Raw genomic sequence first — 14322 nt, forward strand, 5'->3', positions numbered from 1 at the left:
ACACAGAAATATACCTCCTGCGTATATTTCTATGTACTAGAACTAGATCTCGCTTCGCAAAGCCCACATCTTTAGCGCCCGAGGCGGGGACTCCCCACCACCGATTTCGGCCCCAGTCCCACCGGTCCCGTCGCATCCACCCGTCGCGCCGCGCGGCTCAGGTCCATCTGCGCGGCTCTGCGAGAGTCTTCGATCGTCGGCTCGGGAACCCCACGGCGCATGGCGTCACTCAGCTCTTCTCGGGCGAGTTCCGCCGAGCTTGCAACGACGATCGCTTCGTTCCATCGCCGGCCGCGTGTGAGGCCGACGTACAGGCCGGCGGCGTCGACGCCGAGCCCGACGATCGAGACATCGACTGTTTCGCCTTGGATGCCGTGCACGGTCGAGGCATAGGCAAGGTGGGCGTGCTCGGCCGCGTAGTCAATCCGGATGGTGCGGCGCTCTGTCGAGTCCGAGAGGTTGGTGAGCGCGAGCCGGTCATCGTCGATGCCGGTGATGATCCAGGTGGCGCGATTCTGCACGTCAGCAGCGGGATCGTTGCGCCGTGTCTGAATGACGTCGCCGACGAGCATCCGCTGTCCGCTACGACCAAGTGCGACCGCACCCGTCTGAAGGTCGCCTTCCTCGACTCGGCGCCGCTGGATGGCCTCGTTGATCGCGTCGGCATCGTCGTTGGTCCCTACCACCAGCGCAACCCGCCCCTCACGGGTGCACCATTCGTCGACCATCGCCTCGTGGGCGGCATCGACGCTGTCGACTCTCCTGATGTGCCCGGCGGAGTCCAGCTCACGTGCGACCCTCTCCGCCTCGGCGGTCGTGGACGCCTGCCGCAGCCTCAAGGTGAGCTGCCCGTAGGCCGGGTCTGCGAAGCGGTGCACGGAGCGGAGCTCGACGACATGATCGGCATGACGTGTCAGCAGCGCCATCGCGCCGACGTGACCGACCGGCGCGGCTTGCCGCGGGTCGCCGATCATCGCGATTCCGGCTCCCGTCTCCTGGAGCACGCTAGCGAGGGCGTCAGTGCTCTGAAGATCGACCATCCCGGCTTCGTCGACGATGACGCGATCGCCCCGGCGCAGCGGGAAGCGCTGCGGCCCGAGGTAGCGACGCCCGGTCTCGTCGTCGACGTCTCCAACCCTCAGGCGCGACCACCGCTGACCCCCGGCCGCATCGTCGCCCCAGCGCCAGCCGTAGTCGGCGAGAAGTGCGTGCAGGCTCGACGCCGTGACACCCACCTCGCGCTCAGCCACGATCGCCGCCTTCTTCGTCGGCGCAACGAGGATCACCCGTCGCTGTTGCAGAGCAAGGGCGTCACGCGCGATACGGAGGAGCGTCGCCTTTCCAGATCCGGCCGGTCCGATGACGGAGACCAGACGGCTCGTACTGGCGATGGCGGATGCCGCAGCCAGCTGTGTTTGGTCGAGCCGGACCCGCTCGCCCGCGTGTCGACTCGCCATCTCTCGCGCATCTGCCGCTCGTTCGGCACGGTGCCGGGTGCAGCGAGGTCGGCGAGGCGGTTCCCGACGCGCAGTTTGAGCAGGACCGTCTCCGACGCCATGAGCGCCTTGATGTGTGACGGCTTGGTCGTGTCATGAGGGATGAGGTCGAGCGTGTCGTCGAGGGCACGCTGGACCACGTCGTCGATCAGCTGGCCCAACGCGGGGCGGCCTGCCATCACTCCGCTCCGTGCGACAGCCCGGACTGCTCCGGCCCGAAGATCCCATGGAGAGAATCGTCCACTGCTCGAGACCGATCGCGCGTCGGCATCCGCGATCGCCATCTGGGCGAGCAGGTCACGGTCGAGGTCAGCGAGCCCAGTCTGCTCGAGACGCGCCGGTGTGCGATGCCAGAACAAGAGCGGGTCGATCTCGGCGAGCTCGGCGCGCACCCGCTCCTCCCACTCCGATTCGTCGAGGTGAGCAGGCTTGCCCGGACGACCCTGCGCCCAGGCGCGCGCGTCGATGTGCTGCAGGTCGTCGGCTGCGGGCTCGCGCCCAGGATGCTCGTTCTGCCACTCAGCGATGATGCGCGTTCGGTTGGCTTCGATGTTGTTTGACCGCCGCGAGAATGGACGCACCACGTGTACGAGCTGCGCGATCTCGCCGTTGTCGTCGAGCGTGTACCCGTGAGTAGCGAGAGCTGCGACCCACTGCGGGTCGGTGCGCGAGGCGAGCTCCCCTTCGGCGTTGACGACGGTGTGGAGTTTCATCGCGACCCTCGAGTCGAGGCTCGACCACTTGCCATCGACCCCCTGCACCTTCATGTTCAGCCACAGGTGCCGGTGGATGTGCGCGTCAAGGGCGCGCGAACGTCGATGCCTCAGTTCGACCACTTCCAGCCTGGCGACGTCCTCACGGATGCTGCCGCCATGTCCGCGTCGGGCATTGAGCTCGCGCTGCCAGAGGATGATCGTCCGGGCGCGCATGCGGTCTTGGATGGCTTCGAACTCGACCGCGAGCTCCGGATGGAGCAGAGCGGCGATGCTGTACGACTTCGGGAAATTGATCGTGCCGTCCAACAGCAGATCGGCGTTGTCGAGGCAGTGCGGCCTGCCGCGCTGCGCCCCCGCGATCGGCTCCTTACCCTCGATCCATCGGCGAAGCTGATCGGCGTCAAGGGCGTCGACGGCGATCAGACCATCAACGACGGTGAATCGCTCCACAGCCCGGTCGGAGAGCGTGCCGTACTCGACGGCCGCGCTGGCGTGTTGGTGGGCGTCACACGTTCCGTTGAACGCGTACGAGATGGCGTTGCGGACGCCACGAGACCCCGGTCCCCGCTTCCAGCTCCGCAGCCCGCCCTTCATGGGCGCCATGCTACCTGCGTACTCGTGTCACCACCAGGTATGGTGCCTACGTGCATTGCTGTTGTCTTGCCTGAAGTGGTTTCTGGCTCAGCGTTGGTGCTGCTTCGTTTGAGGCACCTGAGCGTGCGGATGGTCCGGGCAGGCTAAACGGGCATCTGGCGCAGGAATCCTCTGTCGGACTTCACATCGGCATCATCACCGCGGCAAGCGACCCCGCGCGGGCGCCGGTGCACTAGTGAGGGGTCGTCGTCGGTCAGACGATGTGTCAATGAATGAGATCAAGGTTGGCTACGCCAGGGTGTCGACGATCGAGCAGGATCTTTCTGCTCAACGCGATGCTCTGGTGCGGCTGGGAGTGGATGAAGCCAGCATCTTCGTAGATCACGGGATGACGGGCACCAACCGGGCGCGGCCCGGTCTGCGAGAAGCGCTGGCGGCGGTCAGATCCGGAGACACGCTCGTCGTGACCAAGTTGGATCGTCTCGCACGTTCCCTGCGGGATGCGCGCGATATTGCCGACGAACTCACGCTGAAGGGCGTCGTACTGAGCCTGGGTGGCAGCACGTACGATCCGACGGATCCGATCGGCCGGCTGATGTTCAACGTGCTCGGCATGGTCGCGGAGTTCGAGACGGACCTGATCCGGATGCGCACCCGCGAGGGTATGGCTATTGCTCGGGCAAAGGGCAAGCTGAAGGGGAAGCAGCCGAAGCTGACGCGCACGCAGCGGTCACATCTGTATGAACTGCTCGATGGTCGCGCGTACTCACAGACCGAGATCGCCGAACTATTCGGTGTATCTCGGGCGACCATCTACCGAGAAGTGAAACGACGCGTCGCCCCCGCTAACCAGTGACGAGCCGACCGAGCTCCCGCGCTCTAGCGTGGGAGCTCTTACTTGATGACTCTGCTTGGGACCCGGAACTCCCAATCGGGCAGCCGGCGTCACGACCGCGGGCTCGCTCGGCGGACCGTCGTGCAGCGGTAGCGTGACCTCATGCGCCGTATGTCTGTGGGAGTTGTATTCGCCACGATCATTTTCGGCGCGCTTCTGCTCGGCGGTGTGATCATGTTCTTGGTCGTACGCCCGACGGGAGCGGCATCCTTCGGCTGGTTTGCCTATCAGCCTCTCGCTGGCGCGACCTTCTTCCCTGGTTCGCTCGTGGTGTTGACACCGCTAATGGCAGCGGCGACCGTTGTGGGCATCGTCGGGCTCGTGGGTCTGGGTGCGATTGCCGGGTACGTGCTCGGCCGACGCCACCGAGCTGCTCTGTAGCGGACCGGCGTTCGCGCGGGTGCGATGGCGAGGCACGAAGGCGGGGCCCGCTGGAGCTCCGCGCTTCAGGGTCGGTCGCATCCGCAGAACTGCACCAGCAGCCGCGACCTTTCACCGTCCGCTGTGAACGCAGCGAGCGGGGCGAATCATGCCCGCGTCTTCAGCCAGACCCGCTGGGCAAGCTGCAGCGCGGCCAGGAAGCCGGCTGAGGACGCAACCGCGCTCGTGACTACAACCGCGACGAACCGCGCTGCCAGAGGGAAGAGATAAGAAGGTAGACCTTGCGCTCCGAACAACAGAAGGAAGCCGACGGCGCCCAGCACGAGCACCGCCGGCCCGGTCGAGGCAGCCACAATCTTCTTCCGGAGCGAGGTGAGCGGTCGGGCCAATTGGACCGCGACGCATGAGATCAGCGCCGCGATCAGCCCAGGTATCGCGTAGCCCTCGAATCGTGTGATCGCCCGGTGAGTCCCCGGATAGTAAACGTTGACGTAGCCGTTCGGGTTCGGGTCGAAGAGGGGCTGATACAGCAGCGCACAAGTGCCGGCGACTACAACGACGACCACCGCCATCCCGGCCAATAGCGTGCTCGCCGCAGCCACGCGCCGGCGCCGGAGAGGACCATGAACGGATGGGATTTCGATCTCCGCAGTGTTGCACATCAAGGGCCGGTCACACCCAATTCACCGTCGGTTCCACGCCGCAACCATACGCACCGGGCGGTCATGCGCCGAGGATCTTTTCGTGGTGCGCTGAGTCGGGACATCTTCTTGCCGGGCGCGTTTTCAGGGTCGCGAGCTGTTGCTCCAGTGGGTCGTGGTGGCTGCTCGCCAAGCGCCACGGGATACGCACGCCTCAGGCAGAGTTGTTCGATCGTTACTCCGCCCCGACGATGGCTCGATAGCTTGGCGCTATGTCGGGGCCACATCAACTGAGCACCAGCGACTGACCGAGCAATCCGGACATCGGCTCGAAGTCGGCCACCACGACAGCGCGTCGACCGGCCGCAGAACCGCACGCTGAACGACCGCGTTACGGGCCGCCGGTCATCGCGCTCAGCGACCTCGGACCATTCTGTACCTGTGCAGGGCGGCGACGATCCAGCGTGGGAGGTGAAGCGGATCGCTCGCACTACTGATCATGAACGGCTGGGCGCGCTCCGAAAAGTCCATGAGGTTGGTTGGAGCAACGGGCCGCGGAAGGTGATCTGGGACTTCGATTGCCTCTGAGTAATTAACGCTAGGGACAGTGCGCCAGAACTCGTGCTCTGCGGCACGATCCGACATCGCGTACGCGGCACTCCTCCTCGGGATCTGTTCGAGCGGATCGAATACCTCCTCGAACAGGCATCTCGACGACGAGTCCAGCGATACACACCGCAGCCGACTCGTGCCGTCCGACAACACGACTCGGCTGGCACTGAGACGAACCACCTGTGTATCCATCCGCGCTCCTCGAGGACAGTATTGCGGAAAGGGCCCCGTTCGGGAGGACGGGGAGTGGAATTCAGTCACGGCCACGAAGACGGCACGATGGTCCACCGGGATCCGCCCGCTGGCCGACCGATCTTCGGGCGACTGCGGGACATCCGCATTGTCGGTGCGGTTGCGCCGGACTCAGTCAGCTGGAGGCGACGACGGCGCAGGCGTCCCGGGAGATGTGGCTACGTCGAGGTCGCCCGCCGCGTACTCGACGGTGAGGATCACTCCGCTCCGCTGACTCTGCACAATCGTCTCGAGCTCGTCGCGAACCGCATGCCGGCGAGGGTCGTTCGTATCCAACTCGAGGGCTGTCTCTACCCACTCACTGCACCACGGGGACTCATACCCGGTCGGATACAAGAAGAGAGAATCGGCCTCCCAAGCGACGTCGAGCTCCTTGGAGATCACTTCCTTGAGCGATTCCACGACGCGCGCACACTCGGAGCCCTCGGCGTAGTCGCCCCACTGGACGCAGCCGGTCAACAGGCCACCACAGGCGATCACCACGAGCGCCCACCCAAGCCGCAGAGTTTGCACGCTCGTACCGTATCGAGTGTTCGTCAAGTCTCGTCATCCGCTCGCTGGCGGACCCTCCAGTGCTACAGGCGAGGACTGGCTCCCTGCGCCAGAGAGCCAGTCCTGTCGCTATGGAGTGGGGGCGCTGTCGACCACCGTTGTAGTGACGATGGTGCGAGAGTCTGGCACCGATCCGGGGATGTTGCCCGAACCGCCGATGTTGTTGGTGGTCGCCTGCGCCAGCGAGGTGATCATGCCGAGCTCGGTGTCAAGCGTGATCAGCGTTGTGCGAGTGAACAACCAGTCGCCGGACTGGTACTCCAGCGTGGTCGCAGTTCCCGTGACCTCGGAGATCCGAATGCCGGGGACGAGCGCCAGCGCTCGCAGGACCGCGGCGCGCAGCTCCGCGGGCATGAGGTTGGCAGTCAGGACGTCGGCCATCGCGTCGACGACCCACTGGTCACTCACATCCGGGTCACCGGAGTGAGCCCGGAACCAGTTGAGAAGCGCCTGCGGATCGTGCGGCATCTCGTCGTAGAAGGGACGGTAGCCGTCGAGCAGGTACTGGTGGGAGTCGCCCTCGGCGGCGGGGATCGCACCACCCGGCAGTGCCTGCAGATCGGGCCAGTAGCCGCTGTCAGAAGCGTTTGCCTGCGCTCCCCAGTCGGCTGTTGCTTCGTCGGTGCGTGTGCCGTACACGGCGATCACTTGCGGGTCGGCGCTCCAGTCCCAGATCCAGTCGGCAGACCGATCCGCCGGCACGTAGAGAACGCGAGTCTCTTGCACGATGACGCCGGCTTCCGCGTCGCCGCGGTTGCCGTTGTTGAAACGCTCCCACGCCTCATCGCCCATATCGACGTCCCAACGCCACAGGTCATCGCTGTCAGTCTGAATGCGCAGATACTGACCCGGCGCCAGGGTGGTGTCGATGGCATTGATCGTGACATCGGCGGCATCCTCGAGCACCGCTGCGGCGGCAGGGTCGATCTGCGCGGGCACCAGCACGTTTATCACGACCGCCGTCGCGGCCACGCCGGCAACGAGCCCGGTGGCGCCGATCCAACGTCGACGCCGCGCTTGGCGCGTGGTGCGGCCTTCTCTTGAGATCTCCCGCAGCAGCGCCTGCCGCGCAGTGTTGATCTCGTCGCTGATCGTCGGGTCGTTCAGGTCGATGTCACGCACCCGCTCCAAGACGTCCATCGGCGTCCTCCTTTCCCATCCAGGTCAACCGGGCAACGGAATGCGAACCCGGTGGTGCGAGCTTTCGACGAATGCGGTTCAGTCGGGACCCCACGGTGCCGACCGGAATGCCAAGCGCGGCCGCGACCTCCTCCTGAGTCAGGCCACCCCAGGCGTACAGGAGCAGCGTCTCCCGATCTCGCGCGCTCAGCGCGGCTATGCGCGGCGCCAGTTCGCGAATTGCGGTCGCTGCATCCATGCGTACGGTCGCGTCGTCAATGCCGCCCTCGTGAGATGTCCCCTCGCGGTGGGCAGATGCGGCAGCGGCCCGCCATTGCCGGGCCTCGTCGGCGCGATGCTTTTTCAACACCCGCGATGCGATACCCAGCAACCATGGCCGCGCGGATTCCCACCCAGTGTCAAAGTCTGCGCGGCGCCGGAACGCGACTAGGAATGTCTCGCTGAGCACGTCCTCGGCCGCGTCGGCGCCTATTCTCCGCTTCACGAAGGCGCCGACCGATGCCGAATGCCGCTCGAACAGTTCCGCGAACGCGCTAGGCGAGTTGCGGGACCGGGCGAGGATCTCGCTGTCTGTGCTCACACTAGGTATTGCCCGATCCGCTCGAGAACCTTCACGGAATCTTTCCATGCGATCCGATCGGCGCAGGCTACGCCGGTGTCGTATCGAACTTCACATTGACGCCAAACACGGGCGGATCGTTGTTCTTTCAACGGTCGCCCGCAGGCGGACCGGCGTCCGCGCACTGAGGCGTCAATCGACAGGCACCCGCGCAACGCGGCCTATCCCCGCCGGATGGCTGCAACAGTTTCGCTCAGTTGGACCACGGCGCCAGGGATGCCGAGCGACTGGGGGTCGCCAACAACGATCGTTAGGCTCTCCGATACTCCGCTAGCCATGGCCCCGCCGCCATCAAGCCCGCTGCAACCGGCCGACTCCACCGTGCCGTCTCGGGCGGCAAGGATGCACATGAGTGATTGTTCCGTGTCAGTCGCGAGGTAAATGTCCATGCCATCCAGCGACGCAATGAATCGCGCTGTTGTTGGGTCCACCATGGCTGTGTCGGTATCGATATTGACGAAGTCCTCGTCTGTCGCGGGACGAAGCAACTCTGGAGGAATCCTGCCTGCCTCTTCGGGGTGGTCGCCCACTACGAGGTTGCTTGCCAGCCATCCGAGCACGATTCCAAGGACAAGCGCGGTGACCGCAACCAGAGTGCCACGCCAGCGCGGCCGTGCCCTGTGTAGCGGGGCGTCGAGCGCCACACCGTTTTCGTTGGACGATTCAGGCGGGGGCTCCGAGATGACCTCTCGCGGACGTACTTTTTGGGATTCCAGGTGCCGGAGCCGCGCTAGCTCTTCTTCGCTGAGGTGGCGGTCTGAGTCGGAGCTGTAAAACCGTTCACCCAACTGTCGCAGTTCGACGGTTTCCGCCTCAGAGAGCATGCGTAAAGTCTTGCGCATCTTCCAGGCGCGCCATCACGCCGCCGCGATGGTTGGCATTGCCGACGGCTCATTGCGGACACCGCAACGCCGCACGGGGACCTACGCAGGTCGACCGGCATCCGCGCGCTGGCCGACCCCCTTCTGCTCGACCCAAACAAGCCGACCGCGGCATCGCTGACCAGCGCTAGCCTGCACGCACGGATCGGAGTCGGCCCGGCTGTCGATCTGAGCGTCGCTCGTTCGACGTCGTTAATGAGGGGACGCACACAGCGCCCACGACGAAAGGATCAAACCGATGACGAAGTACTTCCTCACCGTGCCTCATGACTCAGCCGAGGAGCCGACGATGGCAACGATGGACCCCGCTGAACTCGAGGCCGCACTTGCCGCGGTCGGCGAGTTTAACGCCGCTCTCGAGGAGTCGGGGGCGTTGCTGTTCGCGGGCGGACTGTATCCGCCTTCGACCGCGAAGACAGTGGACGTCTCCACAGGTGAGCCCCGTGTGCTTGACGAGCCCTTCGTCGAGGCGCCGGCGTACGTGGGCGGCTTCTGGTTGATCGAGGTGGCGGACGAGGCCGCAGCGGTGGAGTGGACGATCAGGGCGGCAACAGCGTTGCAGGGACGAATCGAGGTGCGCGCACTGCAGGAGGTGTCGGACGCCTAGCGACAGGATGTGCCGGACCTGCAACGTTCGACTCGCCAGCGGACCGGCAGTCGTGCGGCGAGCCACCCGATCGGGATCGGTCACCGGGCGACCCGCGACCGGGCCTTTTTAGCAGCATGCATAGGGTGGTTCCGTGACCGGCGAACGTCTGCTGAAGGACATGGCAAGCGAGCTATCCGCCCTGCTAGGCTTCCGAGTTGTCGCGCTCGGAGGCAGTCGCGACGCGAGACACACCGGCCTGACTTCGACCTCGGCCTTTACTGCGACCGCGAGTCTCTTGACCTGAAAGCATTCCGGGATCTCGCTCGACGGTGGGCCGGCCGCCCTGTCGAAATCGCCGCCCCCGGAAGCTGGGAGCCGTGGGTTGATGGCGGAGGGTGGCTCACGGTCGACGGAACCGACGTGGATTGGATCCTTCGCAACATCGAGCGGGTCCGAGAGCAATACCACCGTGCGAATCAGAGTGAGCATGGCTTTCACGCGCAGCCAGGCTATCCATTCGGCTTCCTGACGTCGCCTACGCGGGCGAATTGGCCCACGCGGTACCGCTGACTGACCCCACAGGCGTTCTCGCCGACCTGCGCGACATTGTCATTTCGTATCCTGAGGCGTTTGCGCACCGCGATGCTGGACAGCCTCTGGCAGGTGGACTTCTTGCTCGAAGGCGCAATGAAGGGAGCCAAGCGCGGAGATGCTTTCTACGTTGCTCTGCGCGGCGCACGCGGTGCTGTTGGTGGCACGCGCTTGGCACGCCGCGGCCCGCACGAAGATCCCCTTCCCGCCCAACGCTGCGCGGCCCTCTGGGGCGGGCGGACCGACAACGGGCCACCCGAGCCGCGAAAGGCCGCCGGTCGTGTGGCTGGCCCCGTCAGAGACGATCCGGCGTGCGGAGCGCCACCTGATCATTCGGCGCGGGTGCGCCAGCTCGAACAAGACCGATCTCGTTCGCCGACGCCGGGCGCCCACCCGCGCCAGCTGAACCGCACATTTGGACCATCCGGGGACAAGTCTCGGCGTGGTGAGCGGATTCACTTCAGGGCGGCTCCGGCCTACCCGGGCGGTGGTTTGCGTTGACCCGTCGGGCTGGGTCTAGCGTGAGGGTCGGGCGTCCGTCGGGCGCGTCGGTTTGCTCATGCCTCAGAGCCGCGAGGTGAAGATCCATGGCTTCGCTTGCGGAATAGTCGTCGGCGTTTGCGGTCATTCCTGTTCGCCTCTCCACGCGCCCGAGCTTCTTCCTCAGCCTGCTGACGAGCATTCTCCGCGCGGGTCACCCGGCGATCGTTCCACGCGCCCACGGTGGCCTCGATGTCACGTGGCGTGGTGATCAGAGGCGGCCCCGCGGGCAGTTGATAGCGGGCGCGGATGACGCGCTCGTTGAACTGCTCGATCTCACGACGCACGGCGATCTCGTTCAAGAGCTGATCGAGCTGCTCGTCCAGCGCGGCGTCCTCCTTGCGCAGCTGGATGGACGGCGGCAGCATCACGATCCCCTCCCGCTTCATGAGGCTCTTGAGCCACCAATCGGGGTCATCGTGGTCAGACAGGTCGAGCGGCTTGCCGGCTCCGGGCAGATTGTCGAACTCGCCCCGCTCGATCGCCTTGCGGATCTGCATATCTGCGATCAGCGCGATCATCGTTTCCGTATCGAAGGCGATGGCGGCGGGGTTGAAGAAAGCGAGGGGTGGTCCCCATTCCGGTTCTGTCATCGGGGCCCCCTTCCGCAAGGTTTTCGGTCACGTGTATTATGTCATGCGTATTGGAACGAGGAGGCAAAGTGCCCAAGCAGGTCGATCATCGCGAGCGACGCGAGTCCATCGCCCGTGCGCTGTGGACGATCGTCGACCGGCAAGGCTGGGCGCGAGCGACCATGCGCGAAGTGGCCAGTGAAGCGGGAGTCTCGCTGGGGCAGCTGCAGCACTACTTTTCGTCTCGCGCAGAGATGCTGGCATTCGCGATCGAGTTCGCCGCCGATCAGACGTCTCAGCGTGTCGCACAGGGCATGGCGACGCTCGACCAGCCTCCGCATCCTCGTGACGTGCTGCGAGTGGTTGTTGTAGAGCTTCTCCCTCTTCGGCCTGATGCTCGGGCGACCAGTCGCATGAATGCGGCCTACGTCCTCGAGGCGATGCACGACCCCGCGCTGCACCGGCAGGTCGCAATCGGACTGCGTGACGGCCGCGCGATGATCGAACACCTCATCCGACAGGCGGTGGACCACGGGCAGATACCCGCCGACCGCGACCCGGCGATCGAAACGGACCTCGTTCTCGCGCTGACGGGCTTCGCGCCGCTTCTCGAACTCAACGTGATCGAACCGCATGCAGCGCTCGCGGCCATCGACCAGCACCTCGATGGACTCTTCTGTTCCTCGTCGTGACAGAGCGATACCCCGCACCAAGGAGAACAACCTGGACACAACGCTCGCGATCCCCGCCGACGCCCTCCCTCACCGCGCACACCGGCGACCATGGCACCTGTTCACGAACACCGGACACGGGACTTTGCGGATCATCTGCATTCACGCATCGTCCGTGATGATTCAGGAATTCCAGGAGGATCCGCAGACCCAACGCTGAACCGAATCCGACTAAGCAACGCAAGAACCACCATTCAAGGAAAGTGATCAATGACGCAGTACTTCCTCACCGTTCCGCACGACACCGCCGATGAGCCGACGATGGAGACCATGCAGGATTTCGACCCCGCCGAACTCGAAGCCCTGATGGCCGCCGTCGACAAGTTGAACTCTGACCTGAAAGACGCCGGCGCCTTCGTCGCGGCGGGCGGCCTAGAGCCGCCGTCCACCGCGATCACCGTCGACGTGACCGGAACCGAGCCCACCCGCACACCCGGCCCGTTCGTCGAGGCGACCGAGTACGTCGGCGGGTTCTGGATCATCGACGCCCCTGACCAGGAGAAGGCGCTCGCCTGGGCCGAGCAAGCCTCGGCCGCCCTCGGCTCCCGTATCGAGGTCCGCGCCCTCCAGGAGGAACCCGACGAAGCCTAACCAGCCGAGCGGTGAGGGCTCCGCGACGAATCGGTGGGCGCCTGGGATTCCTCGTTTCCGGGGAGATCTCTGACCGCCCGGGGGTCACCGGGTGAGGGCGTCCTCCTCGTGCGGCGCGTCGGCCACGATCGCCGGCTGCTGCGCCATGCTCTCGACGGCGTCGGCGACCCGCCCGGCGAGGTACGCGTGGCCATCGGTCGAGGGATGATCGCGGCCGATCGGACCGGTGTCGATGACGTCGAGGTAGTTGGCGGTGGTGATCCAGTCGTCGGCGATCGGCGAGATGTACCACCAGCCGCGGGCGGCGGCCAGCTCGCCCAGATCGGCGTCGATGCTGCGCGTGGAGCTCTCGACCGGCAGGACCTGCGGGGAGGGGCCGAGGACGACGATCGCGGCGTCGGGATAGCGGGCCGCGAGCGCGTCCCACGCGGCCGTGACGGCATCCCGGTAACCGGTCGGGTACAGCTTGCGGTCGTTGATCGAGCCTTCGACGATGATGACGTCGGGGTCGAGCGCGGGGTCGAGGGCGTCGATGCGCTCGCCGTAGGCCGGCCCGTCCAGGCCGGGCTTCAGGTAGCCGCTGCCGCGCACCCCGTCCACGACCGTCTCGACGCCGAGTTCGTCGGCGAGCAGGTACGCGAAACCGAGGGTCGGCACGGTCGCGGCCGATCCGTAGACCCACGAGTCGCCGAACACCAGCACCCGCGCATCGTCCTCGAGCACGAGAGGGGCGGGCGGGACGGATGCCGAGACGCCGGCATCGCCTTCTGCCACGGCCACGGGAGCCACCGGCTCCGGCGCGCCCCAGGGGCGCAGGACCGCCACGGCGCACACTGCAGCGACGGCCAGCGCAGCGCCCAGCAGGGGGAGCAGCAGTCGCCGTGCTCGGGTGCGGCCGGGCGCGTGCATGAGAAGAGGGTAAGTCATCCGTCGCCGAACACCGAACATGCGCCGTGAACAGGGGATTCCACGCAGCGGATCCTGAGGTATCGCACCGCCGTCCGCCGGCTGCGGCCGACCCTGTGGAAGTCCGTGCGACGCAGCCGTCGCGGCGTGCGAGGATACTTCGGTGCAACGCGTCGTGACCGCTGAGATGGACCTCGAACTGGGGGCATCCGTCGACCTCATCTTCCAGATCGCGGCCGCCCAGGCGGTGCCGGTCTCGAACGAGCAGCTGACCTTCATCCAGGGCGATCGCGTGTACACCCCGACCGAGATCGTCGACCAGTCGGGGAGCCGGCTGCACCGCCTCACGGGCGAGCCGGGTCGCCTCGAGATCCGCTACGAGGCCACGGTCGACGGGCAGGCGTCGACGAGCCGCACGAGCGATCTCGAGGCCATCACCTATCTGCGCCCGAGCCGGTACGCGCAGTCCGACGAGGTGTTCCAGCAGGCTCGCCGGCAGTTCAAGGGACTGTCCGGCCACGACCTCATCGCGGCGGTGTCGGAGTTCGTCTCGACGAGCACGACCTATACCCCGGGCCTCAGCCAGGGCACCGACAGCGCCGTGACGACCCTGATGACCGGGCAGGGCGTATGCCGCGACTACGCGCACGTCGTCATCGCCCTGCTGCGCGCGATGGACATGCCGGCGCGCTACGCCGCCTGCTACGCGCCGGGCCTGCGCCCCATGGACTTCCACGCCGTGGCCGAGGCGTACCTCGACGGCGCCTGGTACGTCATCGACGCGACCCGCCTCGCGAACCGGAGGTCGCTCGTGCGCATCGCGACGGGGCGCGACGCCGCGGACTGCGCGTTCCTCAGCTACCACGGCGGCTACGTCGGCCTCACGCACCTGCGTGTGGACGCGTGGGTGCTCCCGGACACCGCGACCCTCGACGGATTCCACGCACTGCCCGACGTGCTGCCCGCGGCATCCGATCCCGCCGCCGACGACTTCGGCGCGCTGGTGCAGATCTCCTGACCCCG

15 protein-coding genes are annotated in these 14322 nt (G+C 66.0%); 6 read left to right on the plus strand and 9 right to left on the minus strand.

Features of this window, described 5'->3' with window-relative positions; genetic code table 11:
• Positions 1 to 71 precede the first annotated feature (71 nt).
• Positions 72 to 1391, minus strand: a complete 1320-nt coding sequence (locus tag MRBLWS13_RS19180) for an AAA family ATPase (protein WP_349429112.1) — start codon at positions 1389 to 1391, stop codon at positions 72 to 74.
• On the minus strand, positions 1283 to 2815 hold the full coding sequence (locus MRBLWS13_RS19185) for a relaxase domain-containing protein (RefSeq protein WP_349426907.1): 1533 nt from the start codon (positions 2813 to 2815) through the stop codon (positions 1283 to 1285). The genes MRBLWS13_RS19180 and MRBLWS13_RS19185 overlap by 109 nt, the downstream gene beginning before the upstream one ends.
• Positions 2816 to 3074: 259 nt before the next feature.
• Here MRBLWS13_RS19185 and MRBLWS13_RS19190 point away from each other — a divergent pair, with 259 nt between their 5' ends.
• Entirely contained in the window at positions 3075 to 3662 is a 588-nt protein-coding gene (locus MRBLWS13_RS19190) for a recombinase family protein (protein WP_349426908.1), read from the plus strand.
• A 141-nt stretch (positions 3663 to 3803) separates the two neighbouring features.
• The gene (locus MRBLWS13_RS19195) at positions 3804 to 4082 is read left to right on the plus strand and encodes a hypothetical protein (protein WP_349426909.1); all 279 of its coding nucleotides are present in this window, start codon (positions 3804 to 3806) and stop codon (positions 4080 to 4082) included.
• A gap of 146 nt (positions 4083 to 4228) precedes the next feature.
• On the opposite strand, the gene MRBLWS13_RS19200 is transcribed toward MRBLWS13_RS19195, so the two are convergent.
• From MRBLWS13_RS19200 to MRBLWS13_RS19220, 5 genes are all read right to left on the minus strand, one after another.
• Positions 4229 to 4654, minus strand: coding sequence for a hypothetical protein (locus MRBLWS13_RS19200; protein ID WP_349426910.1), 426 nt, complete (start codon positions 4652 to 4654; stop codon positions 4229 to 4231).
• Between the two features lie 1044 nt (positions 4655 to 5698).
• On the minus strand, positions 5699 to 6100 hold the full coding sequence (locus MRBLWS13_RS19205; protein WP_349426911.1) for a hypothetical protein: 402 nt from the start codon (positions 6098 to 6100) through the stop codon (positions 5699 to 5701).
• Positions 6101 to 6208: 108 nt separating this feature from the next.
• Positions 6209 to 7279, minus strand: coding sequence for a hypothetical protein (locus MRBLWS13_RS19210; RefSeq protein WP_349426912.1), 1071 nt, complete (start codon positions 7277 to 7279; stop codon positions 6209 to 6211).
• Entirely contained in the window at positions 7254 to 7859 is a 606-nt protein-coding gene (locus MRBLWS13_RS19215) for a sigma-70 family RNA polymerase sigma factor (RefSeq protein WP_349426913.1), read from the minus strand. Before MRBLWS13_RS19215 ends, MRBLWS13_RS19210 begins: the two co-directional genes overlap by 26 nt.
• Before the next feature lie 200 nt (positions 7860 to 8059).
• The gene (locus tag MRBLWS13_RS19220) at positions 8060 to 8722 is read right to left on the minus strand and encodes a hypothetical protein (RefSeq protein ID WP_349426914.1); all 663 of its coding nucleotides are present in this window, start codon (positions 8720 to 8722) and stop codon (positions 8060 to 8062) included.
• Positions 8723 to 9017: 295 nt separating this feature from the next.
• Between MRBLWS13_RS19220 and MRBLWS13_RS19225 the strand changes: the two genes are divergently transcribed.
• Positions 9018 to 9386: a YciI family protein gene (locus MRBLWS13_RS19225; protein WP_349426915.1), complete on the plus strand. Its 369-nt coding sequence runs from the start codon at positions 9018 to 9020 to the stop codon at positions 9384 to 9386.
• 1130 nt (positions 9387 to 10516) lie between these two features.
• Here the strand turns inward: MRBLWS13_RS19225 and MRBLWS13_RS19230 are convergent.
• A complete protein-coding gene (locus MRBLWS13_RS19230; RefSeq protein ID WP_349426916.1) occupies positions 10517 to 11092 on the minus strand; it encodes a DUF1992 domain-containing protein in 576 nt (191 codons plus the stop codon).
• A gap of 68 nt (positions 11093 to 11160) precedes the next feature.
• Between MRBLWS13_RS19230 and MRBLWS13_RS19235 the strand changes: the two genes are divergently transcribed.
• On the plus strand, positions 11161 to 11763 hold the full coding sequence (locus MRBLWS13_RS19235; protein ID WP_349426917.1) for a TetR family transcriptional regulator C-terminal domain-containing protein: 603 nt from the start codon (positions 11161 to 11163) through the stop codon (positions 11761 to 11763).
• Positions 11764 to 12012: 249 nt separating this feature from the next.
• Positions 12013 to 12393: a YciI family protein gene (locus tag MRBLWS13_RS19240; RefSeq protein WP_349426918.1), complete on the plus strand. Its 381-nt coding sequence runs from the start codon at positions 12013 to 12015 to the stop codon at positions 12391 to 12393.
• Between the two features lie 84 nt (positions 12394 to 12477).
• On the opposite strand, the gene MRBLWS13_RS19245 is transcribed toward MRBLWS13_RS19240, so the two are convergent.
• Positions 12478 to 13302, minus strand: a complete 825-nt coding sequence (locus MRBLWS13_RS19245; protein ID WP_349426919.1) for an SGNH/GDSL hydrolase family protein — start codon at positions 13300 to 13302, stop codon at positions 12478 to 12480.
• Between the two features lie 160 nt (positions 13303 to 13462).
• Between MRBLWS13_RS19245 and MRBLWS13_RS19250 the strand changes: the two genes are divergently transcribed.
• Positions 13463 to 14317, plus strand: coding sequence for a transglutaminase-like domain-containing protein (locus MRBLWS13_RS19250; protein WP_349426920.1), 855 nt, complete (start codon positions 13463 to 13465; stop codon positions 14315 to 14317).
• Positions 14318 to 14322 lie beyond the last annotated feature (5 nt).

This window comes from Microbacterium sp. LWS13-1.2 (assembly GCF_040144835.1).
GTDB lineage: Bacteria > Actinomycetota > Actinomycetes > Actinomycetales > Microbacteriaceae > Microbacterium.

Coding starts and splice junctions, on each gene's coding strand:
- MRBLWS13_RS19185 (WP_349426907.1), bottom strand. CDS start 2,815: ATGGCGCCCATGAAGGGCGGGCTGCGGAGCTGGAAGCGGGGACCGGGG.
- MRBLWS13_RS19190 (WP_349426908.1), top strand. CDS start 3,075: ATGAATGAGATCAAGGTTGGCTACGCCAGGGTGTCGACGATCGAGCAG.
- MRBLWS13_RS19195 (WP_349426909.1), top strand. CDS start 3,804: ATGCGCCGTATGTCTGTGGGAGTTGTATTCGCCACGATCATTTTCGGC.
- MRBLWS13_RS19200 (WP_349426910.1), bottom strand. CDS start 4,654: ATGGCGGTGGTCGTCGTTGTAGTCGCCGGCACTTGTGCGCTGCTGTAT.
- MRBLWS13_RS19210 (WP_349426912.1), bottom strand. CDS start 7,279: ATGGACGTCTTGGAGCGGGTGCGTGACATCGACCTGAACGACCCGACG.
- MRBLWS13_RS19220 (WP_349426914.1), bottom strand. CDS start 8,722: ATGCTCTCTGAGGCGGAAACCGTCGAACTGCGACAGTTGGGTGAACGG.
- MRBLWS13_RS19225 (WP_349426915.1), top strand. CDS start 9,018: ATGACGAAGTACTTCCTCACCGTGCCTCATGACTCAGCCGAGGAGCCG.
- MRBLWS13_RS19230 (WP_349426916.1), bottom strand. CDS start 11,092: ATGACAGAACCGGAATGGGGACCACCCCTCGCTTTCTTCAACCCCGCC.
- MRBLWS13_RS19240 (WP_349426918.1), top strand. CDS start 12,013: ATGACGCAGTACTTCCTCACCGTTCCGCACGACACCGCCGATGAGCCG.
- MRBLWS13_RS19245 (WP_349426919.1), bottom strand. CDS start 13,302: ATGCACGCGCCCGGCCGCACCCGAGCACGGCGACTGCTGCTCCCCCTG.